The following is a 22,932-nucleotide window of genomic DNA, read 5'->3' as shown; positions in this document are numbered from 1 at the left end:
TTTAGCCTGGACTGAATCGGAAGGGCGGTCACGATTGATCGAGCTCGGATTCACCGTCCCGGACCTCGCCCAGACCCGCTTCGCCGTCTCCCCGCTCTGGGAGGTGGTGGCCGCCGTACGGGTCCTCAAGAGCGCGGCCGAGCATCCGCTGCACCGGCCCTGGATCGAGCAGGTACGCCATCGCCTGGCAGGGCTGGACCTGCGGCCGCTGACGGAGCTGGTGCCGGTGCCGACGCGGGTCATCCCGGCGTTCGTCTGCCCGCCGCCCACCACCCCGATGCCCGACCTCGAGGTGGAACTCAGTGTCCTGCGTGCCACACCGGCGGAGGTGGTGCGGGACGAGCTGGACCAGTTACCCGGAGCGCGCGCCGCGCCGCTGTCCGGCCTCTACGCGAACCCGGCCGGCGGGCTGGACCGGCTGGCCGACGCGGTCAGAGCGTTCTGGGAAGGCGCCCTCGCGGCGTACTGGCCGCAAATTCTCACGCTCCTCGAAGACGACATCCGCTATCGCGCCCATCGGCTCGCCGAGGGCGGCGCCGGCCGGGTGTTCGCCGACCTCGACCCCGCCGTCGGCTGGGACGAGGACACCCTCCGCGTCGCACACCGGCACATCCGGGGCGCCAGGTCGCTGGGCGGACGCGGCCTGCTTCTCGTTCCCTCCGCGTTCATCTGGCCCCGCCTCTTCTCCGTCACGAGCCCGCCCTGGCAACCCACCCTGCGCTATCCCCCACGAGGGATCGCCACTCTCTGGCAGACCGACGTCCCCAACGTGCCCGAGGCCCTGGCCAAGGTCCTCGGCCATACCCGCGCGCTGCTCCTGTGCCGGCTCCACACTCCCGCCACCACCCAGGACCTGGCCCGGCGCACCGGTCTCACCGCGGGCGGCGTCTCACAACACCTCACCGCCCTACGCGCCGCCGGGTTCCTCGCCGCTCACCGCAGCGGCCGGTACGTGCTCTACCGCCGCACCGCCGTCACCGAAGCACTGCTCGCCGGCTGTTCAGGGAAGGGCCAGCCATTCGAGCCAGGGACCGCCCAGGAGCAGGTCGGCCATCCGGCGATAACCGCCGGCGCGGGGGTGAGCGCCGTCATTGGCCATGGCCTCGGTGGTCCAAGTTGAGTCGTGGGCGAGTTCTTCGGTGACCGCGACGAACGGCACCTCTCTCCGCAGGCACAGCCCCGCCATCTCGTCGGCGAGTTCCCGGGTGCGTCGCAGGTGGCCGGCGCCCGCGTCGACGACCGGCGGCGGGCCGACGACCAGCGCGGAGATCTCCTGGCTCCTGCTCTCCTCCAGCACCGCCGTGAGGTTCTCCAGGCAGCGCGCCGGGTCGACGCGGAGAGCTCCGTCCTCCTCGACCATGTCGTTGCTCCCGAAGGAGACGACCAGGCGGTTGTCGGCGTCGGGCTTCGTCCGGGGAAGGACCTCCCGCCGGCAACGGCGCAGGACGTCCTCGGACGTCTCCCGCCGGATCCCCAGGTTGAACGCCGTGACCTCGCCGGGAGTCCGCTGCAGCACCCTCCCGACCCAGCCCAGATATTCCGGATCCCCGATGCCCTGGACGAAAGAGTCACCGATGAAACAGATCCGTACGTCCTTCATCGGCCGGCCGGCCCCGACCAGATGATCGAAACGATCCGGAGAGCCGCCGCCGCGAGGCGCCGGTCGCCGTCGACGCGGGAACGTTCGGCCGCCTGTTCGGGCGTGATGCCGCGGGTGCACAGCCGCCAGGTCGTGTCGACGTCCAGTTCGAGCCGCGCGGCGGGCCGGGGATGCGGTCCGCGTCGCAGCCGCCAGCGGTCCGGGCCGCGCGTACAGGTCCAGTCTCCGCCGCCGGGTCCGGTGACGGTCAGCTGGAAGCCGGTGCCCTGCGGCGCGGCCACGTCGCGCAGCGTGTACGGCAGGCCCCGCAGGAAGGTGTCGATGACCGGACCGACGTAGTGCGGGTCGGTGAGCCCGGGCCGGCCGGTGGCCTCGCAGATCTGCTGCTGGTGCGTCCAGAACTCGGTGTACTCGCGGGCGACGTCCAGCCAGTACGGGTGCGGCTCGGGCCCGGCCCAGCGCACCGGGCCGCCCAAGGCGTCCAGGTCGACGGTCCGCCAGAACGCGATGATCTGGTCCGCGACGGCCGCCAGCAGCTCGACGAGCAACGGAGGGCTGATGCGGCGTGCGGCGTCGACCCACGCGTCGTTGATGCGGTCGAGGAAGACGGGGAACGCCTCGCCGTCTCGTGGATGCAGCGCGTGGAAGCCGTCACGGTGGATGGACAGGCGGCCGACGTGGTCGCCGAGCACGTGCGCGGCGACGTCTTTGACGCTCCAGCCGGGACAGACCGTCGGCCGGTCCCACTCGTCGCCGTCGAGCCGTCGCAGCAGATCGATGAACGCGGCCTGCTGCTCGGCGAACACGGGCCGGAGGTCGACGGGCGGTCCCAGCCACGAGGTGTCGGTCATCGCTTCTCCTGGATGTCTCGCCTGACGGGGAACGCGTCGCGGCCAGGGCGCGTCCGTCTGAGCATGGCCGCATACGCGCATCCTTCGCCGCATCCTGCCGCGTCCGACCTCCGCCCGCGACGCCTTTGGTACGTGGTCGCGGCGCTGATCCTGGTGGCCGGCCTGGCGACCGCCGCTGTGATCTTCTTCAGGCTGGTCTCCGGGGCGGGGCCGGCGCGGACCTTCGGCCCCGGTGAGACGGTGACCGTTCACCTGAACAAGGACCCGCGGCCCGGCTTCTACGTCACCGACGCGGGCTCCCCCGACGACCGGTGTTACGCCCGCGACTCGGCCGGACGAGGGTTCGCGGCCGAGCCGATCTCCGGCACCGCCACCATCACCGAGAACGGCACCCGCTGGCACGTCCTGTCGCACTTGCGCCTGCCGGCCGACGGCACCTACCAGGTCGGCTGCGCCCCCACCTCCGCCAGCGCCGGTGTGCGATACGGCATCGGCACCCCACCTGGCGCGGGCCGGATGGTGGGAGACATCTTCGCCGTGATCCTGATCCCGATGGCCGCGTTCGCGGCCGCCATCGTGATCATCATCGTCGTCACCGTACGGCGCTCCTCACATCGCCGCCGCCTGACCCCGCCGCCCAGGCCGTTCTGAACTCCGCCCGGAGAAAGCGCGAGGCGGGCGCGGTGGTCGATCCACCGTGCCCGCCCCGGGTTCGGGCGATCGAGCGCGTCAGCCGAGGCCGGCCTTGCTCAGCCAGTCCTTCGCGACGGTGTCCGCGTCGTCCTTGTCGGAGACCACGCGCGTCATCATGGCGAGCAGGTCCTGAGTGGTCAGCTTGGCCGAGACGGCGTTGAGCGCGGCCTGGGCGTTCGCGTCGACACCGGACTTGTAGACGAGCGGCGTGACGTTCTGCGCGCTGAAGACGTTCTGCGGGTCCTGGAGCACCACGAACTTGTTCGCCGAGATCGTCGGGTCGGTGGTGAACAGGTCGGCCGCCTGGATCGTGTTGTTCTTCAGCAGCTTGACCAGCGTGGTCTGGGCGTTGGCGTCGAACGGCTGGAACTTCTTGAACTTCAGGCCGTACTTCTTCTCCAGCCCGACCAGGCCCTGCTCACGGGTCTTGAACTCCGACGGGCCGCCGATCGTCACCTGGCCGGCCGCCGACTTGAGGTCGGCGATCGACTTGAGGTTGTACTTCTGCGCGGTCTGCGGGTTGACCGTCACCGAGTCCTTGTCCTCGGCCTGGGAGGAGTCGAGGATCGCCAGGGTCGCGGGGAGCTTGGCCTTGAGGGCGGCGTTGACGTCGGCGGTCGTCACGGCGGTGCTGGTCTTGTCGACCGAGGTCGTCAGCAGGGCGCCGTTGTACTCCGGCATCACGGTGATGGCGCCGGACTTGACCTGGTCGTAGTAGACCTCGCGGCTGCCGATGTTGAACTTCCTGGTGACCTTGACGCCCTTGGCCTCCAGCGCCTGGGCGTACAGCTCACCGAGGAGCTGGCTCTCGGGGAAGTTCGCCGAGCCGACGACGACGTTGGCGCCGCCGGCGGGCTTCTGGTTCAGGGGGTTGTCGCTGCCGCCCTTGTCGCTGCTGCCGCCGCAGGCGCTGAGGGCCAGCGCGGCGACGACGCCGAGGACGGCGCCACGGACTATCCGGATCATTTTCTGTCTTCCTCTTCTCATCCGAGGTCTTACGAGGTGCGGGACGAACCGCGCAGGCCCGGGGACACGAGCGCTCTCCGGAGTCCGATGAACGCGACCTGCACAATGACGGCCAGGAGCACAACCAGTACTGAACCACCCACCACTGACGGATAGTCCTTACGGGAGAGCCCGTCGACGATGTAGCGGCCGAGGCCGCCGATGCCCGCGTACGCCGCGATGGTCGCCGTGGCGACGACCTGGATCGCCGCCGTGCGCAGGCCCAGGAGGATGAGCGGCATGGCGACCGGGATCTCGGCCTTGAGCAGGACGCCGGGGCCCTTCATGCCCATCCCCTCGGCGGCGTCCTTGATGTCGGCGTCGACGCCGCGGATGCCCTCGTACGTGTTGACGAGGATCGGCGGCATGGCGAGCGCGATCAGCGGAATGATCACCGGGGTGAGGCCGATCGAGGTGACGGTCACCACCAGCAGGAGCAGGCCCAGCGTGGGCACGGCGCGCGCGAGGTTGGCGAAGCTGACGACGAGGAAGCCGCCTCGGCCGGTGTGGCCGACGAGCGCGCCGAGCGGCAGGGCGATCACGGCGGCGATGACCAGGGCGAGCGCGCTGTAGCCGAGGTGTTCGAGCAGGCGGTGGGGGATGCCGTCGGAGCCGCTCCAGTGCGCGGAGGCGGTGAGCCAGTTCCAGGCGGCGTTGATCTGGTCGGTGAGGTTCATCCGTTGCTCCTCCGGGTGCGCGCCCAGGGGGTGAGCAGGCGTTGTGCCGTCACGAGAACGCCGTCGCTGAACAGCGCCAGCACGATGATCAGCACGCAGGAGACGATGATCGGGGTGGTGAAGTCGCGGGAGTAACCGTCGATGAACAGCTGCCCGAGCCCGCCGTTGCCGATCAGCACGCCGACGCTGACGAGGCTGATCGAGGCGACCGCCGCGACCCGCGCGCCGGCGATGATCACCGGCACCGCGATCGGGAGTTCGACCTGAACGAGCCGCCGGAGCGTGCCGAAGCCCATCGCGGTGGCCGCCTGCCGTACGGGCTCGGGGACCGACCGCAGCCCGTCCACGACGTTCGGCACCAGGACCGACAGGGAGAACAGCGTCAGCGGGAGGATGATCGTGAAGTCCGCCTGGCCGCCGCTGCCGATGCCGAAGTACGGGATGAACAGCATGAACAGGGCGAGCGACGGGATGCCGTAGAACACGTTGGCGACACCGAGCGTCGGCGGGTAGAGCCAGCGCCAGCGCACGCACATGATGCCGAGCGGGATCGCGACGATGAGGCCGAACAGGATGGGCAGCAGCGCGAGCTTCAGGTGGTGGAGCGTCAGGGTCGTCAGCTCGTCACTGTGGTCGCCGATCCAGTTCCAGCGGATCAGCGGCTCGCCGTCGGCGGCGAGTACGCTCATCGCTCCGCCGCCTCGACGTCGTCCTCGATCTCCGGCTGAGCGGGCTCCTCGGTGGCGTCCAGCTCGCGGTTGAAGCGCAGCCGCTTGAGGCCCTTCTCGCCGCCGAGGAACTCGGTGACGAAGCCCTCGGCCGGGTTGGTCAGCAGCTCGTCGGGGGTGGCGTGCTGGGCCAGGACGCCACCGACCTGGAAGACCGCGATGCGGTGCCCGAGCTTGACCGCCTCGTCGATGTCGTGCGTGACGAAGGCGATCGTCTTGCGCACCTCGGACTGGAGGCGCAGGAACTCATCCTGCAGGCTGTTGCGCACGATCGGGTCGACCGCGCTGAACGGCTCGTCCATCAGCATGACCGGGGGGTCGGCGGCGAGCGCCCGCGCGACGCCGACGCGCTGCTGCTGCCCGCCGGAGAGCTGGAACGGATAGCGCTTGGCCATCTTGGTGTCCAGGCCCACGCGCTCCATCAACTCCAGGGCGGTGGCACGCGCCTTCTTCTTGTCCCAGCCGAGGAGGTACGGCACGGTCGCGATGTTGTCGATGATCGTCCGGTGCGGGAACAACCCCGCGTGCTGGATCACGTAACCGATGCCGCGACGCAAGTCGGAAGCATCCTTTTTGCGGATATCCTCCCCATCGATGCTGATGGTGCCCGCGGTGGGCTCGATCATCCGGTTGATCATCCGTAGCGACGTGGTCTTGCCGCAGCCGGACGGGCCGACGAACACGGTGATCTGTCCGGAGGGGATCTCCAGGGTCAGATCGTCAACGGCCACGGTGCCGTCCGGGTATCGCTTGGTGACGCCGTCAAACCTGATCAAGAGTGACTCTCTCCCTAGAGGCGGCCCTATAGTCCGGGACGACCGCGACTCGTTTCCAAGTTAAGAGGTCAAGATAGTGGAATTCGTTCCCTCTATGCCGGTCCGGCCATGAGTCAAACGGCCATAGCGGTCAACGGTAGCGGGTTGAACTGCGACGTTGTTAGCGCTGTAGCCCGAGACGGCGCCTTCGTTACCGTTACTCCACAAGCGGTGGAGAATGCGCGGCAAGCGTGGGAGGTCGTACGCGAGGTCGCCTCTCGGCGGCCAGTGTACGGGCGGACCACCGGAGTGGGCGCCAACCGCGACGTCACGATCGAGGACGACGACACCCATGGCCTGCGGCTGCTGCGGAGCCACTCCGGCGGCGCAGGCCCCCTGATGTCGGCCGAGAACGTCCGCGCGATGCTCGTCGTGCGTCTCAACCAGATCGCCGCGGGCGGCTCCGGGGTCGACCCGGACGTGCTCGGCGCCCTCGCGGACGTGATCAACCGCTGGCTCATCCCCCCGATCCCAGCGTACGGGGCGATCGGCACCGGCGACCTGACCGCCCTCGCGTCCACCGCCCTGTGCCTGATCGGCGAACGCCCCTGGCAGGGCGGCGCGTCCACCGCGCGCTTCCCGTTGCGTCCCGCCGACGCGCTCGCCTTCATCAGCTCCAACGCCGCGACGCTGGGCGAGGCCGCGCTGGCGTGCCGGGACGTGCTCGAACTGCTGCGGGCGTCGATCCCGGTCACCGGCCTGGCGCTGCTCGCCGTACGCGGGTCGGCGGAGCCGTACGCGGCGGCGGTGCACGAGAAGTGCCCGCATCCGGGCCGCCGCCGGGTCGCCGACACCGTACGGGGGCTGCTCGACGACGTCGAACTCGTCCCGTCACGCATCCAGGACCCGTACGGCTACCGGGCGTTCCCGCAGGTCCACGGGCCGGCCGTGGACGCGGCGGAGAACGCCGAGACGATCGTCACGCGGGAGATCAACGCGTCGTCGGAGAACCCGTTCGTGGACGTCGCGGGCCGTACGGTGTGGCACAACGGCAGCTTCCACACCGCGTACGTCGGCCTGAGCCTGGACTCCGTACGGGCCGCGATGTTCCAGACGGCGGCGCTGTCGGCGGCGCGCCTGGGAACACTGGTCGAACCGGCCTTCACCGGCCTCGCGCCGTTCCAGGCCGCTCCGGGCGAACCGGGCTCCGGCATCATGATCCTGGAGTACGTCGCCCACTCGGCGATCGCCGACATCCGGCGCCTGGCGACCCCGTCGGCGCTGGGCAACGCGGTGCTGTCGCGCGGCGTGGAGGAGCACGCGGGCTTCTCCACCCAGTCGGCACGGGCGACGACGGAGGCGATCGGGGCGTACCGGACCGTCCTCGCATGCGAACTCGTCGCGGCCGTACGGGCCCTGCGCATGCAGGACCGCATGCCGCCGGGCCGCCTGGGCGAGGTCTTCGCCTCGGCCGCGGCCGTACTGGACCCGCAGGTGGAGGACCGCCCCCTGGACGGCGACATCTCCACCGCCACCGACCTGCTCCCTCGCCTCGCCGCGTACGGGGTGTACTGACGCGTCAGCGTTCGTTCGCGACCGTGCGGTTTCCTGCGATGTTCCGGATCTTTCGCGTCCTGCCCGTTTCGGCGAGCAGGGCGAGTACGGGCGGGGACGTCGATTCGGTCGCGAGCTTGCGTTGCATCCAGTCCGTGACTCCGGCCAACTCGGCGGCGGCCGGAGCACGGCCGGCCATGACGGCCAGGTAGACCGTCCAGTCGTGGACGCGACGGTGCAGGAACTCCCGATGCCCGTCCGCGAGCCGGTCTACTTCCGGCATCAGCCCGGCCGCCCAGTGCCGGAATTCGGCCGCGTCACCCGTCTTCATGGCGATGTCGTCCACGAGGGCGACCACCGCCGTCTTGGCCACCGACCCGGCCGGGTCGCGCAGAATCGCTGACACTACCTCGCGGTCATCGTCACGCCGCCGCGCTGCGGCGACCACCGCGACGACCCGGAGATACGCGGAGCACCGCACGTGCTCGTCCGCGACGGCCTCGTCGAGGTCCACGTCGGCGATGCCGGCGTGGGCGAGCAGTGCGGTCAGGTCGGCGTGCAGGGTCATCGTGTTCGACCGGTCAGCCGGCCACCGGCAGGCGCAGCGTCTCCCGGTGCGCCCGGGCCGTGGCCATCAGGCCGTCGAGCGCGTCGCGGGTACGGCTGAGCTCGGCGATGTGCGCGGAGAGCCGGTCGCGCTCCTGCGCCATCCGCTCCAGGGCGGCGTCGGAGTTCTCCTCGCTGGGCGCGTCGACGCAGGGCAGGAGCTCGACGATGGTGCGGCTGGACAGGCCCGCGGTGTACAGGCGCTGGATGAACGTGACCCGCTCGACGTCGTCGTCGGTGTAGTGCCGCTGTCCGCTGGCGCTGCGGGTGCTGGCGAGCAGCCCCTGCTCCTCGTAGTAGCGCAGGGACCGGATGCTGGCTCCGGTCCGTGCCGCGAGTTCGCCGATGCGCACGTCACCCTCCCCGATGTGACCTGGGACACAAGACTTGCCTCTGACATTGATGTGAGCTTTTAGCGTAGCCGCCGTACGCGACATCCACGACGCCTGGAGGATGACATGACGACCCTTTTCGACGGCTACCGGCTCCGCGACCTGGCGCTGCCCAACCGGGTGGTGATGGCGCCGATGACGCGGGTCCGGGCCGCCGCCGGCGGTCTGGCGACGCCGTCGATGGCGGCCTACTACGCGCAGCGGGCGACGGCCGGGCTGATCATCTCCGAGGGCGTGCAGCCGAGCCTGGTCGGGCAGTCCAACCCGGGCACGCCGGGACTGCACACCGATGAGCAGGTCGCCGCGTGGCGGCCCGTGACAGCCGCCGTGCACGCCAACGGCGGGCGGATCTTCGCCCAGATCATGCACGGTGGACGGGTCTCGCACCCCGACACCATCGGTACGCGGCCGGTCGGGCCCTCGGCCGTCCCCGCGGTCGGCGACGTGTTCACCCCCGCCGGCCCCCGGCCCGCGCCGACGCCGCGCGCCCTGGAGACCGCCGAGGTGCCCGAGCACGCCGCGTCGTACGCCCGGGCCGCCCGCCGCGCCGTCGAGGCCGGCTTCGACGGCGTGGAGCTGCACGGCGCCAACGGCTACCTGATCTCGCAGTTCCTCTCGTCGAACGCCAACCTGCGCACGGACCGGTACGGAGGATCGGTGGCCGGCCGGATCCGGTTCGCCGTCGAGGCGGTGTCCGCGACCGTCGACGCCGTCGGCGGGGCCCGGACCGGGATCCGCCTCTCCCCGGGCGGGACGTTCTGGGGCGTGGAGGAGACCAGGGTTCCCGAGCTGTACGGCGCGCTGCTGACCGAACTGGCCCGCCTCGACCTGGCCTACATCCACCTCGAGGCCACCGCGGAGGAGGAGGTGCTGGTGGACCTGCGCCGCGCGTGGCCGGGCACGCTGATCATGAACCCGGTGCCGCCGATGGGCGCGAAGCAGACCGGCCGGACCGACGCCGACCACTGGCTCGGGCTGGGCGCCGAGCTCATCAGCTTCGGCCGCGGCTTCCTCGCCAACCCCGACCTGGTCGAACGGCTCCGTACCGGCCTCCCGCTCGCCCCCGTCGACGAGGCCACGTACTACCAGGGCGGCGACGCGGGCTACCTGACCTACTCGGCGTATCAGTACACCGCCTGATCCGGGGGCAGGATCCGGCACAGCGCTTCCCGCGCGGGTCCGTAGCCGTGGTCGGGCGGGCGGCGTAGCCGACGACCAGGCAATCCATGGCGGGGATGGTGGCGGCCGGATGACGGAAGTCGGCGAGTCCGTCCAGGGCGACGGACCGCCGGGCGGCGGCCGCGACGGCGGAGGGCTCGGTTCCGGGAGGCAGGCGCAGGACCGCGTGCAGCCCGGCCGCGATGCCGGTGGGGGCGATGTGCGGGGCTCGGGCGGTGAGGGTGGCGACGAGGCGGTCACGGCGGTCGCGGTACCGCTGCCGCATGCGGCGGATGTGCCGGTCGTAGTGGCCCGAGCCGATGAAGTCGGCGAGGGTGGGCTGCCCCCGTACTCCCCTGACCTCCAGACCTTTGAATTACTTCAAAAACCGAGGTTTCCTGGTGGAACTGGTCGAAACCGCGAACGCATGCGCCGACCTGGACTCGATGGCACCGCTACGACCGGTGATCGACGCGTGGAAGGACACCGCCTTGATCCACGCGGATCCCGAGCTACGCGACCAGCTCAAGCGAAGAAGACCGAGTAACCGGCTGTAACCCACCTACTCGGCGGGTTACAGCCAGCCGTTGCGTTCGGCGATGCGGACGGCTTCGGCGCGGGTGGTGGCGTTGGTCTTGGTGATGGCGGCGGAGAGGTGGTTGCGGACGGTGCCGCCCGACAGGTGGAGGGCGGCGGCGATGTCCGCGACCGTGGCGCCCTCGGAGGCTGCCTGGAGGACCTCGCGTTCGCGTTCGGTGAGGGGGTTCGGGCCGCTGGTGCGGGACTGGGCGGCCAGGACCGGGTCGACGACGCGCAGACCGGAGTGGACCCGGCGGATCGCGTCGGCCAGGTGCTCGGGCGGGGCGTCCTTGACCACGAAACCGGCGGCGCCGGCGGCCATGGCGCGGGTGTAGTAGCCGGGACGGCCGAACGTCGTGCACATCACGACGCGGCAGGTCGGCAGGGCGTCCCGCAGCGCGGCGGCCACGGTGAGGCCGTCGGTGCCGGGCATCTGCACGTCGAGCAGTGCCACGTCCGGCCGGGTCCGCCGGGCGGCGGGCAGCACCTCCTCGCCGGTTCCCACGTCGGCGACCACCTCGATGTCCCGCTCCAGGCCGAGCATCGCGGCCATCGCGCCCCGGACCAGCGCCTGGTCGTCCGCGAGCAGTACGCGGATCACGGCTCGACCGCCACGGCCGCGAGGCGGAAGCCGCCGTCCGGGAGCGGGCCGGCCTCGATGCGGGCGCCGGCGGCGGCCAGGCGTTCGGCGAGGCCGGTGAGGCCGATGCCCGGCTGGGCCGGGGCGGCCGGAGGGCCGTCATCGCGGATCTCGATGGACGTCGGGGTCATGCGGACCTCGCAGGTGGTGGCGCCGCTGTGGCGGATCACGTTGGTGACGCCTTCGCGGAGTACGTGGGCGAAGGGTTCACGCAGGTCCACGCGTACGTCGTCGGCGGATCGCGGCAGGCGCGCGCCGATGCCCGCGCCGCGCAGGGCGGACCGGGCGCCGGCCAGTTCGGCGGTCAGCGAGGCCCGGCGGTACCCGGACACGGTCGCGCGGATCTCGTCCAGCGTCTCCCGGGACAGCCGCTCGGCGTCGTGGATCTCGGCGACGGCCCGCGCCCGGTCCGCGCCGCTCTCCAGCACGCGCCGCGCCAGGCTCGTCTTGACGGTGATCGTGGTGAGGCTGTGCCCGAGCACGTCGTGCAGGTCGCGGGCCACGCGGGCGCGTTCGGCGGCCACGCTCAGCGTGGCGATCTCGTCGCGGGCGGCGCGCAACTCGGCGACCGTACGGCTGAGCTGGTTGATGCCGGTCAGCACGTACGCGACGAACATGAGCAGCAGGGCGACGTCCCAGCGCGGCGCGCCGCGAACCCACCAGCTCAGCGCCACCTCGACGACCGCGGCCACGGTGCCGATGACGCGGGTCCACAGCGGCGGGAGCAGCATGACCGAGGCGATGATCGGGTACGCCAGCACCGCGAGTGCGCGTGGATCCCCGGCGAGCACCGCGAACGCGGACCCGGCCAGGTACAGGCCGGTGAGGGCGGCGATTCGCGCGGGCGGGCGCAGGCGCGGCCCGGCGTACACGGCCGCCAGGAATCCGGCGCCGACCAGCACGCCGTCGGCCGTCATCAGGGCACGGTGCGGGGCGTGTCCGTACCGCGCTCCGGCCGCCGCCGTCGCCAGCCCGATCAGCGCCACCACCGGCCCGAGTGCCCGCCGGATCGGCCGCCGCCACCGGGGCGAACCCGCGTACGTCGGCCACGCGGTCGCGTCCGGCCCGTCCTGCATGGCGATGAGTGTACGTAGCCCCCACCCGCCGGCCACGCTAACGCCGTCGTGCGTCACCGGGCCAGGACCCGGTCGAGGTACGCGGCGCGTTCGGGGCCGGAGGTGCGCGCGACCAGGCCGATGTAGCCGTCCGGGCGGATCAGGACGGTGGTGCCCGGGCGGACGCCGAACGCGCCGCGGGCCGTACCGTCGGGGTCGTCGTAGGTGTCCGGCGTCGCGCCGCCGGCGGTCTCCACCCGGACCCGTCGCTCCGGGTCGAAGGACAACGTGGTGAAGCCGGGAGCCCGGTAGAGGTCGTACAGGTGGATCCGGTCGCCCCGGGGCGTGGTGAGGACGCCGTCGGGGGCCGGGTCGCCGGCCCGGACGCGGCCGCGGCGGATCGCCTGCACGCTGAGCGGCCCATCGTGGTACGTCGGATGGTCGTCGCGGCCGTCGGAGCGCATGCGGGACAGGAGAGCGCCGATCACGAGGCGCAGCACCGGACGCAGGACGCGGGGCGGGGTGACGGCCGAGGAGAGGCCGCGGTCGCTGGCGTCCAGGGCCGCCTTCCCGGCGGGCCGGCGTTCGGCCTCATAGGTGTCCAGCAGCCCGGGCGCGGCCCGGCCCTGTACGGCCAGGGCGAGCTTCCAGCCGAGGTTGTAGGCGTCTTGGACGCCGGTGTTCATGCCGTACGCCCCGAACGGGCTGTGCACGTGCGCGGCGTCGCCGGCCAGAAAGGCCCGGCCGGAGCGGTACCGGTCGGCGAGCCGCAGGTTGTACCGCCACACCGACAGCCAGGCCGGCGTGCCGAGCCGGATGTCGTCGCGGCCGCTGTGTTCGGCGACCAGCCGGGTCAGCTCCTCGACGGACGGCTCCACGGCCTGCCCGGGCGCGATCGACACGACGACCTGGCTCGTCGCGGCACCGGGCCAGGGCCGTACCGCCATCATCCGCCGCTCCCCCAGCCACAGGTGCACGGCGTCGCGGGGTTCCAGGCCCCGCACCTCGACGTCGGCCAGCAGCGCCCGCGTGTCCTCCTCCGTACGGCCGGGGAAGCCGATGCCGAGTAGTTTCCGCACCGTGCTGCCCCCGCCGTCGCAGCCGACCAGGTACGCGGTGCGCAGTGTCCGCTCCTCCCCGTCCGCGGCGATCGTGGCGGTGACGCCGTCCGCGTCCTGGTCCAGGCCGGCGAGGCTCGCGCCGAAGCACACCTTCTCGCCCAGCTCGGCGAGCCGGGCGCGCAGGATGGCCTCGGTGCGCCACTGGGGCAGCGAGACCGAGTCGGGGTACGGCGTGTCCGCGGTCGGCGTCGCCGGCTCGCGGCGGCCGGTGTGGATCGGGTCGGTGCCGAGGTAGACCCGCAGGTGACCGTCGGCCCGGGCCGCCTCGAGGACGGTGCCGGCGATGTCGAGCGCGTCGAACACCGCCAGCGTGCGGGGCTTGACGCCGAACCCGCGTGATCCCTCCTGCGGGCCGGGCGACCGGTCGATGATCCGGCAGGTCACACCGCGCCGCAGCAGGTCGCACGCCAGGGTGAGCCCGGTCGGCCCGGCTCCGACGATCAGGACGTCGGCCTCCGCGCTCATCGGAGGGCCACCTGGCGCCGCACCAGGCGCGCGTACCCGATGCTGCCCAGCACCCCCAGGCCGATCGCGGCGAACTGCAGCGCGTGGGACAGGCCGACCATGACGTCCACCGGCAGGCTGTAGACGAGCACGATGCGCACGAGCGCCTCACCGAGCAGGATGACGCCCCACATGAGGGAGAGCACGACGAGCCGGCTCCGGTAGCGCGGGTCGTTGCGCCACCGCTCGTCGGCCTCGGCCTGCCGGGCTTCGGGCAGTATCCGCCTGGCCATCGCGAACATCAGCGGCCGTCCGAAGAGACAGCTGCCGAGGAAGGCCAGGCCGGCGACGCCGGTCGTGACGGAGTCCTTGGCGAGCGCCACGCGGGGGTCGCCGGTGACCAGCGTCAGCACCAGCCCGAGGCCGAACATGACGCCCATCAGCGCGGCCAGCCCGTCGAGCCGCCGGTCGCGGGCGGCGACGAACAGGATCCGGCCGAGTGAGACGGCCGTGGCCGCGGCGAAGGAGAGCAGAGAGGAGGCGCCGAGCAGGTGCAGCGCGTAGTAGACGAGGAGGGGAGCGCCGATCTCCCAGATCAGCGTGCGGACGAGGTTGCGGTGATCTCGCTTGTCGGTCATGGACCGAGCGTCGCGCCGCACGGGCCGCGGCACCCACGACAGATGTCATGGTTCGCCGAGAAAGCTAGGGCCTGTCTCGAAGTCCCCGTCCGTAGCGAGCGGTGTCCAGGCGGCGCGTCGCAAGGCGGAGGAGGGAGTCAGCCTGGTGTTGGCTGGCGACCGACGACAACGCGGCGAGGCGGCGCCTGGGCGCCGCGCAGTAGGACAGCGGGGCTTCGAGACAGGCCCTAAGAGCCGACGCGAACGGGGCCGGTGGACTCGCGTTCGAGCAGGCTCGGCTCGCAGACGATGCGTCGGCGGCGGGGCTTGCCGTCGATGGCGCCGATCATCACCCGGACGGACGAGTGGACGATGCCCTCGATGTCCCAGTCGACGCTCGTCAGCGGCGGAGTGAGCAGCGCCGACATCGGGTGGTTGTCGAAGCCCGCCACCGAGACGTCGCCCGGGACGGCCAGGCCCAGCTCGCGGGTTGCCGCGTAGACGCCGTAGCCGATCGAGTCGGAGAAGCAGAACACCGCGGTCGGCCGGGGGCTGCGGCCCAGGACGTCGAGGGCGACGTCGGTCGCCGCGCCCAGCGCCTGCGGCGAGGGGACCACGTCGACCTTGACGCCCAGCCGCTCGGCCTCGGCGTTGACGTGCACGTCGGCCGGGCGGTCGGGGGTGCGGGCCATCGTCGGGGTGAGCACCGCGATGTGCCGGTGGCCGAGGGCGTGCAGGTGCTCCAGGGCCGCGGTGACCCCGGCGCGGTTGTCGAAGACGACCTCGCCGTAGGCGTGGGCGCCGGGCAGCGAGTCGCCGATCGACACGATCGGCAGGCTCTCGCCCAGCTCGGCCCACAGCGCCGCCGACGGGTCGAGCGGCTGGACGATCAGCCCGTCGACCCGCTGGTCGCGCAGCTGCCGGGCGAGCATCAGCTCGCGCTCGGGGTCGCCCGCGGCGTCGAGGATGATGGCGTAACGGTCGCGGGCGAACAGCGCCCGGCCGATGCCCACCGCCAGCGCCTGCTGCCACAGGTCCTCCAGGGAACCGCAGAGCAGGCCCACCATGCCGCTGCGACCGCTGGCGAGCGCCCGCGCGATCGGGTGGGCCTCGTAGCCGAGCTCCTCGGCGGCGCGGCGGACCCGCTCCTGCGTCTCCTCCGACGTCTGGATGCCACGCAGCGCGTAGGACACGGCGGCCGGCGAAAGCCCGGTCGCCTTGGCCACCTCACGGATGGTCGCGCGCTTCCGCTGCTGCGTCACGCTCCAACCCTATAGAGCGGGCCGGACAAGACTGAGGACGAAATCACCGTCCTGGTCGGTCCACCATCGGTCAATTCGCAGACCCGCCGTCGTCGCCGCCTCCTCGAAGCGCTCCCGGCGGAACTTGGCGGAGATCTCCGTGCGCATCTCCTCCCCCGCCGCGAACTCCACGACCAGGTCCAGCGCGCCGACCCGTACGGTCTGGGCCCGGGTCGAGCGCAGCCGCATCTCGATCCGCTCCTCGGCGCCGTCCCAGATCGCGACGTGCTCGAAGCGCGACACGACGAAGTCGGCGTCGAGCTCGCGGTTGATCACTCGCAGCACGTTGCGGTTGAACTCCGCCGTCACCCCGCGCGCGTCGTCGTAGGCCCGTACGAGCCGATGCGGCGCCTTGACGAGGTCGGCGCCGATCAGCAGCGCGTCGTCCTCGCCCATCGTGGCGCGCAGCCCGGCGAGGAACGAGACGCGTTCGGCCGGCGTCATGTTGCCGATCGTGCCGCCGAGGAAGGCGACCAGCCGTCGCGGCCCGCCGGGCATCTGGTGGAGGTGCCGCTCGTAGTCGGCGACGATCGGCTGGACCGACAGCGACGGGTACTCCGACGCGATCCGGTCGGAGGCGTCGGCGAGGAAGTCGCCGCTGACGTCGACCGGCACGTACGTCGTCAGCGTGCCGCCCAGCGCGTCGAGCAGCAGCCGGGTCTTCTCCCCCGATCCGGCGCCCAGTTCGAGCAGCGTACGGGCGCCGGTGAGCGCGGCGATCTCGGCCGCGCGCTCGGTGAGGATCGCGCGTTCGCGCCGGGTCGGGTAGTACTCCTCCAGCCTGGTGATCTCCTCGAACAGCTCGCTCCCCCGCTCGTCGTAGAACCACTTGGGCGGCAGGGTCTTGGGGAACGTGGTAAGGCCGTCGGCGACGTCCCGCCGGAGCGACTTTCCGAGGTCGTCGGGCGTGAGATAGCTCTTCAGGGTCGGCACTGGTGATCTCCTCATCGAGTCATCGGTCGGCGGCGGTCAGATCGGGCTGATTCCGACCCCTCCTGGACCGGCGGTCACGAGTGATCGGTCGGGCACCTCCTCCCATCCCGGTTCGTCGTCGTACGGTTCGGAGGCGATCACGACGCCGGGGCCGCTGCGGACGAACAGCGTGTCCCCCCAGGTCGTGGCCGCCAGCCGGGTACCGTCGGTGGCCAGCAGGTTGAACCGGCCGCCCGTGAGCGGCGTGACGCTCCGCACCACGTGCGCCAGCCCCTCGCCCAGCGAGGCGCCGGTCCGCCAGGCGGCCGCCGCCATCGCGAACAGCAGCGCCGAGTCGACCGGGGCCCGCGCGTCCGGCACCGGCGACAGGTCGCCGGCCAGCTCGCGCAGCTTGGCCTCCACCCCGGCGAACCCCTCGACCGCGCCGTTGTGGCTGAACAGCCGCTGCCCGTCGGTGAACGGCTGGGCGCACGACTCGTCCACGGGGAACCCGACCGTCGCCGACCGCACGGCGGCCACCGCGCAGCGCGTCCGTACGACGTCGGCGACGTCGGCGAAGGACAGGTCGGTCCACATCGGCTGGGCGCGCCGGTAGCGGACCGGGGCGTCACGTGCGGCGTCGTACCAGCCCGCGCCGAACCCGTCGGCGTTCAGGATGTTGCTGCGGTTCATGCGGGGCGCGTACGCCTGGGTCAGCAACCCGTACTCCGGCGCGAACAGGAGCTCGTGCAGGGTCCGTGAGTCCCCCAGGTAGCCCAGGTGGCGGCACATCAGGCGTCCCTCGCGCAGCGGAAGCCGGCGAAGATCTGCCGCCGGATCGGGAAGTCCCAGTTGCGGAAGGTCGGCCGGGCCGACAGGGGGTGCGTCGCCCAGGAGCCGCCCTTCAGCACCTTGTACTCCGCGCCGAAGAACACCTCGGAGTACTCCTTGTACGGGAAGGACCGGAAACCCGGATAGCCGTGGAAGTCGGTCGAGGTCCACTCCCAGACGTCCCCGATGAGCTGGCGCACGCCGTAGGCCGACGCGCCCTCGGCGTGGGAGCCGAGCGGCGACGGGCGGTGCCGCCGCTGCCCGACGTTGGCGTGCGCGCCGGCCTCGCCGGAGTCGCCCCAGGGCAGCCGGCGCTTGCGGCCCGCCACGGGGTCCCAGCTCGCCGCCTTCTCCCACTCCGCCTCGGTCGGCAGCCGCCGGCCGGCCCACCGGGCGTACGCGTCCGCCTCGTACCAGCAGACGTGCTGCACCGGCTCGTCCATCGGCACCGGCTCGACGTGGCCGAACCGGCGCCGCATCCACTGGCCGCCCTCGCGGTACCAGAAGGCCGGGGCCTCCTTGCCGGTACGGGACCGCCACTCCCAGCCCTTCGGGTCCCACCAGCGCGGGTCGCGGTACCCGCCCGCCTCGATGAACGCGGCGTACGCGGCGTTGCCGACCGGGGTCGTGTCGATGTGGAAGGACGGCACGTCGACCATGTGACCGGGCCGTTCGTTGTCGTAGGCCCACGGGTCGTCGGAGGTGCCCATGAGGAACGGCCCGCCGGGTACCAGCACCTCCGCCGGCGCCGTCCCTCCCGCGCCCGAGCCGGGGTCCGGCGGGTCGAGCAGCGCGGGCGCGCCCTTGCGGAGCTGGTGGGTGGCCAGCATGGTCTCGTCGTGCTGGTGCTCGTGCTGGATCACCATGTGGTAGACGAAGCCGTCCCCGGCCAGGGCGCCGACGAGCGGCACCTTCTCCAGGGAGTCGAGCACGCGGTCGCGGACCGTCGTGACGTACGCGCGGCTCTCGGCGGGGCTGAGCAGCGGCAGGGAGGGCCGCTCCGCGCGCGGATGCTCGAACGCGTCGTAGATGTCATCGATGTCGGGCCGTACGGCGGCGGCTCCGGCGGCGGCGCGCAGCAGCCACTGTTCCTCGTAGTTGCCGATGTGCGCCAGGTCCCAGACCAGCGGGGACATCAGCGGCGAGACCTGCGCGGTCAGCTCCGGCGCCTCCAGCGTCTCGACGGTCAGCCCGAAGCTGCGGTCGCGCGCCGCGGTCAGCTCCGCGACGATCCGTTCCTTCACGTCCATCGTGGTTCCTCCTTGCCGGCGGGCACCGTCGCACCGCCGGGCGTGCCGTCGAGGGGTTCGTCGTCGGCCGGGCAGCGGCCGCGCCGCACGTAGCGCTCCGCGTAGCCGTCGACGAGCGGGACGAGCGCCTGGGCGCCGATGCGGGGCAGCGCGTCGCACGCGGCCTCGAAGCAGCGGCGGGCGGCGCGCGCGAGTACGGGGTCGCCGAGGCCCTCACGCGCGGCCTCGCGCCAGCGGTCCGCGGCCGGTTCGGTCGCCTCGGCGGCGATCTCCGCGGCCAGGGGGTCGTCGATCAGGGCCCCGACCACGGCGATCGGCACGGGCCAGTACGGGTCCGGCAGTGCGTCGATCATCCGCAGCTCCAGCCAGCCCTGCGGCCGTACCGGCGGGAACAGCGTGGTCAGGTGGTAGGCGAAGTCGGTCAGGTCCGGCCTGCCCCTCCCGGCCGCGCCCGTGAGCCACTCGCGGAACGTCATCCCGGGATCGGGCACCCAGCCGTCCCGCAGCAGCATGACCCGCGCGTCCAGGGCGTAGCGCGCCCACGCCTCCACCGGGTCCGGCCCGATGACCGGGGCCGTACGGCCACGGTCGAGCCCCTCCCAGATGACCTGCCGGGCCGAGCGCGTGCCGTTCCCCGGCGAGTTGGCGAACGCGGCCACCAGCACGGGCCCCAGCGCGTGCGCCAGCCGCCAGCGCCGCGCCGCGTCCTTCTCGTCCGCGCCGATGTCCAGGCAGACCTGGAGCGATGCCGTCGCGCACATCATGGCGAGCCCCGGTTCGCCGAAGTAGGCGCGCATGCAGCGGTAACGGCCCTCGTCGAGCTGGAAGAAGGGCGCACGGAGGCGGCGCGGATCGGTACCGCGTCCCGCCAGTGCCAGCCCTTCGCGGGCCAGGTGGTCCCCGACGTGGGCGAGGTCCGCGGCCAGGGCGGCATGGGCCGCCGCCACACCCCGTTGCGGACGGGAGCTGAGCTCGAGCTGACCGCCCGGCTCGTAGGTGACGCGACTGTCCGCGGGCAGCGGGCCCGCGGCGTCCATCACCGTACGCAGCCGGCCGATCGTGACCCGCGAGTCCGGCGAACGCCGGTCCTCCACGAACCACTCGGTCTCCGCACCCACCTGCCCCGGTGGCCCCGTCTTGAAACAGACACCGCTGACGTGGTCGTACACGTCGTCCAAGGTCAGCCGGGTCATGAGTCCCTCCGTTCACAGTTCGAACGTGGGTGATTCCCTACTGAACCGGATCAATAATCAGAAACTCGGCATATCTCCGGTGACGGGTTCGTGAACGCCCGGGGCCGCCTGAGCTGGTGAATCGGTTTACTTAAGCGGTACAGTGATACGGTTCAGTAAACCGGTTCACTAGACGGGAGACCCGTGGCCACCGACGTACACCAGCACCTGTGGGGGGCCGCGTTCGTCGACGTCCTGCGCGGGCGTGCGACGGCGCCGCGACTCGACGGCTGGACCCTGTATCTCGACGGCGAGCCGCCGTACGACGTCGACCCGGCCGACCACGACCCGGCGGCCCGCGCGGCCCAGGCGGCCGCGGACGGTTTCGACCGGGTCCTCACCTCGCTGTCCTCGCCGCTCGGCGTGGAGTGGCTGCCGCCCGCCGAGGCCGCGCCGCTCCTCGACGCCTACCACGAGGACGCGCTCGCGCTGCCGGCGCCGTTCGGAGCGTGGGCGGCCGCCTGCGTGTCGGAGATCGACCCGTCGCCTCTCGCCGGGTGGCTCGACCGCGGGTTCGCCGGGTTGCAGCTGCCCGCCGACGCGCTGCTCGACGCGGCCGGGTACGAGCGCTGCGCGCCGCTGCTGTCGCTGCTGGAGGCGCGGGGCCTGCCCCTGTTCGTCCACCCCGGGCCCGCGCCCGCGTCCGACGGGCCGTCCTGGTGGCCGGCGCTGGTGCCGTACGTGCACCAGATGCACACCGCGTGGTTCGCCTTCCGCGCGTTCGGCCGGGAGCGGCATCCGCGGCTGCGGATCTGCTTCGCGCTGCTCGCCGGGCTGGCCCCACTGCACGGCGAGCGCCTCGCCGCGCGGGGCGGCGGCCGCGGCGAGGTGGACCGCGACGCCTTCCTGGAGACCTCCTCGTACGGTCCGCGCGCCGTGGACGCGACGATCCGGGCGCTCGGCATCGACACGATCGTGTGCGGCTCCGACCGGCCGTACGCACCACCGCTCGGCTTCGGGCCCGACTTCGGGGAGGCCGCCGAGCACGCCATCCGGGTGAGCAACCCGGGCCGACTACTGACAGGAGAGGAGTGATCCGATGTCCTTCGAGTCACTGCCCGCACGGTGCCTCGACAAGCGCGAGCTGCGCGAGCTCGTGGACGACCTGGCGAACGATACGGAGTCGTGGCGCGAGCACGTGGCCTTCCCCGACGGGCAGCGACACTACGTCTCGCTCTATCGCGACGAGTACGTCGACGTCTGGCTGCTCTGCTGGACCCCGGAGAACGACACCGGATGGCACGACCACGACATCTCCTCCGGCGCGGTCGCCGTCGTGGACGGTGCCCTGAAGGAGTGCAACCCCCGCATCGGCGGCGCCCACGTCGAGGTCACGGTCGAGAAGGGCGCGTCCTTCGCGTTCGGCCCCGAGCACATCCACCGTCTCGTCGGCGAGGCCGGCCAGAGCGTCTCGATCCACGCCTACTCCCCCCCGTTGTGGCGTCTGGGGCAGTACTCGATCGACGATGGCGGAGTGATGCGCCGCGTCTCGGTCAGCTACGCCGACGAGTTGCGACCCCTGGACGCTGTCGCCTGACCGACCCGTCCCGCTAGTATCCGGATTTCTAGTGTTATGCCTGGATTGCGATGATCTTCCGGTGATATGGCGGGACGGAGGAGACCGGTGTCCCTTACCGAGGCCCTGCGGACGGGTGCTCCGGACGCGTTCGGCGCGCTCTACGACGAGTACGCCGGACCGCTCTACGCCTACTGCCACGTCATGGTGGGCGACGAGGCCGCCGACGCCGTACGCGACACCTTCATCGCGGTCGCCCGCCACCCGGGTGAGGCGCCCTCCGACGACGGCGCGCTGCCCGTGTGGCTGCACGCCCTGGCCCGCTCGGAGTGCGTACGGCGCGGCGCGCTCGTACGCCGGCCGGTGTCGGCGCCGGCGACGGACCCGCTGCGGCGCGCGCTGACCGTCCTGCGCCCCGAACACCGCGAGGCCCTGGCCCTGTCCACCGTCCTGGCGCCGGAGGAGGTCGCCCGGGTCGTCGGCGTGGCCCGCGACACGGCCGAGATGCTCGTACGGGCGTCGCAGCGCCGGCTGGAGCAGGCCGCCGCCTCGGTGGGCGGCCGGGAGGCGCACGACGCGGCCATGCTCGCGTCGCTGAGCGGCGAGGCCCTGCACCGGCTGGTGACCCGCGGGTACGAGCCTCCGCCGCGGCAGCGGGAACGGGTGCTGTCCTCCTGCGCGGCGGCCGAGCGCGCGGCGGACGGCGCCCTGCTGTTCGACGCGGAGGGGATGCCGGTCCCGCTGGACGGCCTGTTCCACGACGCCGAGGAGCCGACGCGCCCGTTCGCCCGGGTTCCGGCGGAGGAGCCCGCCGGCCCGGAGCCGCAGGTCGTCCGCGTCTCGCGCGCCGAGGCGAGGGACGGGGCGAAGCCGCGCCGCCGGCGCGACGGACTCGTCGAGGTCGCGGGCCTGGCGGCGTGCGTGGCCGCGGCGACCGGCGTGCTCGTCCTGTGGCCGAGCCCGCACCCGAGTGGAACCTCCAACGTGGACGGGACCAGCCAGCTGATCCACCGGGGCCAGACGGCGAGCCGTTCCGCCCAGCCGGTCACCCCGGTCCAGCCGGGCCCGCCGGACGCGGCGACCTCCAAGCCGGGCACGTCGGCCTCCCCCACGCCGACGACGTCCTCATCCACCGCGCCCGCGACCACGGCGCCGCCGGGCACGTCCGCGCCGGCCGGCCCCTCCCACCCCGGCCGGCCCCCGAAGGGCGGCGGGCCGGGCAGCACCCACCCGACGCCTCCGAAGTCGCCGCCCGGCTCGCCGACGACGACGCCGACGCCGGACCCCACGCCGACGCCGAGCGACTCGCCCACCGACCACGCCCCCGACTCCCCCGTCCCCGACCCGAGCGGCTCCTGAGACGCCTTCCAGATCGGCTCGGGGCGCACCGTACGATCATGATCGGGCGGTGGCGA

24 protein-coding genes and 1 pseudogene are annotated in these 22,932 nt (G+C 72.4%); 8 read left to right on the top strand and 17 right to left on the bottom strand.

Annotation, left to right across the window (positions count from 1 at the left end):
* Nucleotides 1-34 precede the first annotated feature (34 nt).
* Entirely contained in the window at nucleotides 35-1,120 is a 1,086-nt protein-coding gene (locus ACQEV1_RS14390) for a DUF5937 family protein (RefSeq protein WP_433394266.1), read from the top strand.
* On the opposite strand, the gene ACQEV1_RS14385 is transcribed toward ACQEV1_RS14390, so the two are convergent.
* Both ACQEV1_RS14385 and ACQEV1_RS14380 read right to left on the bottom strand, forming a co-directional pair.
* Complete coding sequence (locus tag ACQEV1_RS14385; RefSeq protein ID WP_433394264.1) at nucleotides 1,001-1,600, bottom strand: GDSL-type esterase/lipase family protein; 600 nt, start codon at nucleotides 1,598-1,600, stop codon at nucleotides 1,001-1,003. The genes ACQEV1_RS14390 and ACQEV1_RS14385 overlap by 120 nt on opposite strands.
* Nucleotides 1,597-2,451: a maleylpyruvate isomerase family mycothiol-dependent enzyme gene (locus tag ACQEV1_RS14380; protein ID WP_433394262.1), complete on the bottom strand. Its 855-nt coding sequence runs from the start codon at nucleotides 2,449-2,451 to the stop codon at nucleotides 1,597-1,599. Before ACQEV1_RS14380 ends, ACQEV1_RS14385 begins: the two co-directional genes overlap by 4 nt.
* 132 nt (nucleotides 2,452-2,583) lie before the next feature.
* On the opposite strand from ACQEV1_RS14380, the gene ACQEV1_RS14375 reads away from it, so the two are divergent.
* Complete coding sequence (locus ACQEV1_RS14375; protein ID WP_433394260.1) at nucleotides 2,584-3,102, top strand: hypothetical protein; 519 nt, start codon at nucleotides 2,584-2,586, stop codon at nucleotides 3,100-3,102.
* Nucleotides 3,103-3,180: 78 nt separating this feature from the next.
* On the opposite strand, the gene ACQEV1_RS14370 is transcribed toward ACQEV1_RS14375, so the two are convergent.
* The 4 genes and pseudogenes from ACQEV1_RS14370 to ACQEV1_RS14355 all read right to left on the bottom strand — a co-directional run.
* Nucleotides 3,181-4,110, bottom strand: a complete 930-nt coding sequence (locus ACQEV1_RS14370) for an ABC transporter substrate-binding protein (RefSeq protein WP_285618171.1) — start codon at nucleotides 4,108-4,110, stop codon at nucleotides 3,181-3,183.
* 29 nt (nucleotides 4,111-4,139) lie between these two features.
* A complete protein-coding gene (locus ACQEV1_RS14365) occupies nucleotides 4,140-4,826 on the bottom strand; it encodes an ABC transporter permease (protein ID WP_285618173.1) in 687 nt (228 codons plus the stop codon).
* Nucleotides 4,823-5,515 (bottom strand): ABC transporter permease, encoded by a 693-nt coding sequence (locus tag ACQEV1_RS14360; protein ID WP_285618174.1) that lies wholly within the window; start codon nucleotides 5,513-5,515, stop codon nucleotides 4,823-4,825. Before ACQEV1_RS14360 ends, ACQEV1_RS14365 begins: the two co-directional genes overlap by 4 nt.
* Nucleotides 5,516-5,586: 71 nt before the next feature.
* Nucleotides 5,587-6,330: pseudogene (locus ACQEV1_RS14355) on the bottom strand (ABC transporter ATP-binding protein); the annotation flags it as partial.
* Between the two features lie 108 nt (nucleotides 6,331-6,438).
* Here ACQEV1_RS14355 and ACQEV1_RS14350 point away from each other — a divergent pair.
* On the top strand, nucleotides 6,439-7,884 hold the full coding sequence (locus tag ACQEV1_RS14350; RefSeq protein ID WP_433394257.1) for an aromatic amino acid ammonia-lyase: 1,446 nt from the start codon (nucleotides 6,439-6,441) through the stop codon (nucleotides 7,882-7,884).
* A gap of 4 nt (nucleotides 7,885-7,888) precedes the next feature.
* On the opposite strand, the gene ACQEV1_RS14345 is transcribed toward ACQEV1_RS14350, so the two are convergent.
* Nucleotides 7,889-8,431 carry a hypothetical protein gene (locus tag ACQEV1_RS14345; RefSeq protein WP_433394255.1) on the bottom strand — a complete coding sequence of 181 codons (543 nt, stop codon included), beginning with the start codon at nucleotides 8,429-8,431 and terminating at the stop codon, nucleotides 7,889-7,891.
* Nucleotides 8,432-8,444: 13 nt separating this feature from the next.
* Nucleotides 8,445-8,822, bottom strand: coding sequence for a MerR family transcriptional regulator (locus ACQEV1_RS14340; RefSeq protein ID WP_285618185.1), 378 nt, complete (start codon nucleotides 8,820-8,822; stop codon nucleotides 8,445-8,447).
* Between the two features lie 105 nt (nucleotides 8,823-8,927).
* On the opposite strand from ACQEV1_RS14340, the gene ACQEV1_RS14335 reads away from it, so the two are divergent.
* The gene (locus ACQEV1_RS14335) at nucleotides 8,928-10,001 is read left to right on the top strand and encodes an alkene reductase (RefSeq protein ID WP_433394253.1); all 1,074 of its coding nucleotides are present in this window, start codon (nucleotides 8,928-8,930) and stop codon (nucleotides 9,999-10,001) included.
* 419 nt (nucleotides 10,002-10,420) lie between these two features.
* Nucleotides 10,421-10,576, top strand: a complete 156-nt coding sequence (locus tag ACQEV1_RS14330; protein ID WP_433394251.1) for a hypothetical protein — start codon at nucleotides 10,421-10,423, stop codon at nucleotides 10,574-10,576.
* A 17-nt stretch (nucleotides 10,577-10,593) separates the two neighbouring features.
* Here ACQEV1_RS14330 and ACQEV1_RS14325 read toward each other — a convergent pair whose 3' ends face one another.
* From ACQEV1_RS14325 to egtA, 9 genes are all read right to left on the bottom strand, one after another.
* Nucleotides 10,594-11,199, bottom strand: a complete 606-nt coding sequence (locus tag ACQEV1_RS14325; protein ID WP_433394249.1) for a response regulator transcription factor — start codon at nucleotides 11,197-11,199, stop codon at nucleotides 10,594-10,596.
* Nucleotides 11,196-12,314, bottom strand: coding sequence for a sensor histidine kinase (locus ACQEV1_RS14320; RefSeq protein WP_433394247.1), 1,119 nt, complete (start codon nucleotides 12,312-12,314; stop codon nucleotides 11,196-11,198). The genes ACQEV1_RS14325 and ACQEV1_RS14320 overlap by 4 nt, the downstream gene beginning before the upstream one ends.
* 53 nt (nucleotides 12,315-12,367) lie before the next feature.
* On the bottom strand, nucleotides 12,368-13,879 hold the full coding sequence (locus ACQEV1_RS14315) for an FAD-dependent monooxygenase (RefSeq protein WP_433394245.1): 1,512 nt from the start codon (nucleotides 13,877-13,879) through the stop codon (nucleotides 12,368-12,370).
* Nucleotides 13,876-14,496: a VC0807 family protein gene (locus tag ACQEV1_RS14310; protein ID WP_285618196.1), complete on the bottom strand. Its 621-nt coding sequence runs from the start codon at nucleotides 14,494-14,496 to the stop codon at nucleotides 13,876-13,878. Before ACQEV1_RS14310 ends, ACQEV1_RS14315 begins: the two co-directional genes overlap by 4 nt.
* Nucleotides 14,497-14,723: 227 nt before the next feature.
* The gene (locus ACQEV1_RS14305) at nucleotides 14,724-15,737 is read right to left on the bottom strand and encodes a LacI family DNA-binding transcriptional regulator (protein ID WP_285618197.1); all 1,014 of its coding nucleotides are present in this window, start codon (nucleotides 15,735-15,737) and stop codon (nucleotides 14,724-14,726) included.
* A 9-nt stretch (nucleotides 15,738-15,746) separates the two neighbouring features.
* Nucleotides 15,747-16,700: an L-histidine N(alpha)-methyltransferase gene (gene egtD, locus ACQEV1_RS14300; RefSeq protein ID WP_433405899.1), complete on the bottom strand. Its 954-nt coding sequence runs from the start codon at nucleotides 16,698-16,700 to the stop codon at nucleotides 15,747-15,749.
* Between the two features lie 45 nt (nucleotides 16,701-16,745).
* Complete coding sequence (gene egtC / locus ACQEV1_RS14295; protein ID WP_285570043.1) at nucleotides 16,746-17,480, bottom strand: ergothioneine biosynthesis protein EgtC; 735 nt, start codon at nucleotides 17,478-17,480, stop codon at nucleotides 16,746-16,748.
* Nucleotides 17,480-18,769 (bottom strand): ergothioneine biosynthesis protein EgtB, encoded by a 1,290-nt coding sequence (gene egtB, locus ACQEV1_RS14290; protein ID WP_285618201.1) that lies wholly within the window; start codon nucleotides 18,767-18,769, stop codon nucleotides 17,480-17,482. The genes egtC and egtB overlap by 1 nt, the downstream gene beginning before the upstream one ends.
* The gene (gene egtA, locus ACQEV1_RS14285) at nucleotides 18,760-19,962 is read right to left on the bottom strand and encodes an ergothioneine biosynthesis glutamate--cysteine ligase EgtA (RefSeq protein WP_433394242.1); all 1,203 of its coding nucleotides are present in this window, start codon (nucleotides 19,960-19,962) and stop codon (nucleotides 18,760-18,762) included. The genes egtB and egtA overlap by 10 nt, the downstream gene beginning before the upstream one ends.
* 183 nt (nucleotides 19,963-20,145) lie before the next feature.
* Between egtA and ACQEV1_RS14280 the strand changes: the two genes are divergently transcribed.
* The 3 genes from ACQEV1_RS14280 (at nucleotide 20,146) to ACQEV1_RS14270 (ending at nucleotide 22,876) form a co-directional block, all read left to right on the top strand.
* On the top strand, nucleotides 20,146-21,036 hold the full coding sequence (locus ACQEV1_RS14280; RefSeq protein WP_433394240.1) for an amidohydrolase: 891 nt from the start codon (nucleotides 20,146-20,148) through the stop codon (nucleotides 21,034-21,036).
* 4 nt (nucleotides 21,037-21,040) lie between these two features.
* Complete coding sequence (locus ACQEV1_RS14275) at nucleotides 21,041-21,538, top strand: cysteine dioxygenase (RefSeq protein ID WP_285618205.1); 498 nt, start codon at nucleotides 21,041-21,043, stop codon at nucleotides 21,536-21,538.
* 87 nt (nucleotides 21,539-21,625) lie between these two features.
* Nucleotides 21,626-22,876, top strand: coding sequence for an RNA polymerase sigma factor (locus ACQEV1_RS14270; RefSeq protein ID WP_433394238.1), 1,251 nt, complete (start codon nucleotides 21,626-21,628; stop codon nucleotides 22,874-22,876).
* The last annotated feature ends 56 nt before the right edge of the window (nucleotides 22,877-22,932 follow it).

It is taken from the genome of Actinoallomurus sp. CA-142502 (genome assembly GCF_050936355.1).
GTDB lineage: Bacteria > Actinomycetota > Actinomycetes > Streptosporangiales > Streptosporangiaceae > Actinoallomurus > Actinoallomurus iriomotensis.
This window is presented reverse-complemented; position numbering and strand designations above follow the sequence as displayed.

Coding starts and splice junctions, on each gene's coding strand:
- ACQEV1_RS14345 (WP_433394255.1), bottom strand. CDS start 8,431: ATGACCCTGCACGCCGACCTGACCGCACTGCTCGCCCACGCCGGCATC.
- ACQEV1_RS14365 (WP_285618173.1), bottom strand. CDS start 4,826: ATGAACCTCACCGACCAGATCAACGCCGCCTGGAACTGGCTCACCGCC.
- egtC (WP_285570043.1), bottom strand. CDS start 17,480: ATGTGCCGCCACCTGGGCTACCTGGGGGACTCACGGACCCTGCACGAG.
- ACQEV1_RS14335 (WP_433394253.1), top strand. CDS start 8,928: ATGACGACCCTTTTCGACGGCTACCGGCTCCGCGACCTGGCGCTGCCC.
- ACQEV1_RS14385 (WP_433394264.1), bottom strand. CDS start 1,600: ATGAAGGACGTACGGATCTGTTTCATCGGTGACTCTTTCGTCCAGGGC.
- ACQEV1_RS14315 (WP_433394245.1), bottom strand. CDS start 13,879: ATGAGCGCGGAGGCCGACGTCCTGATCGTCGGAGCCGGGCCGACCGGG.
- ACQEV1_RS14350 (WP_433394257.1), top strand. CDS start 6,439: ATGAGTCAAACGGCCATAGCGGTCAACGGTAGCGGGTTGAACTGCGAC.
- egtB (WP_285618201.1), bottom strand. CDS start 18,769: ATGGACGTGAAGGAACGGATCGTCGCGGAGCTGACCGCGGCGCGCGAC.
- ACQEV1_RS14370 (WP_285618171.1), bottom strand. CDS start 4,110: ATGATCCGGATAGTCCGTGGCGCCGTCCTCGGCGTCGTCGCCGCGCTG.
- ACQEV1_RS14320 (WP_433394247.1), bottom strand. CDS start 12,314: ATGCAGGACGGGCCGGACGCGACCGCGTGGCCGACGTACGCGGGTTCG.
- ACQEV1_RS14380 (WP_433394262.1), bottom strand. CDS start 2,451: ATGACCGACACCTCGTGGCTGGGACCGCCCGTCGACCTCCGGCCCGTG.
- ACQEV1_RS14310 (WP_285618196.1), bottom strand. CDS start 14,496: ATGACCGACAAGCGAGATCACCGCAACCTCGTCCGCACGCTGATCTGG.
- egtA (WP_433394242.1), bottom strand. CDS start 19,962: ATGACCCGGCTGACCTTGGACGACGTGTACGACCACGTCAGCGGTGTC.
- ACQEV1_RS14360 (WP_285618174.1), bottom strand. CDS start 5,515: ATGAGCGTACTCGCCGCCGACGGCGAGCCGCTGATCCGCTGGAACTGG.
- ACQEV1_RS14275 (WP_285618205.1), top strand. CDS start 21,041: ATGTCCTTCGAGTCACTGCCCGCACGGTGCCTCGACAAGCGCGAGCTG.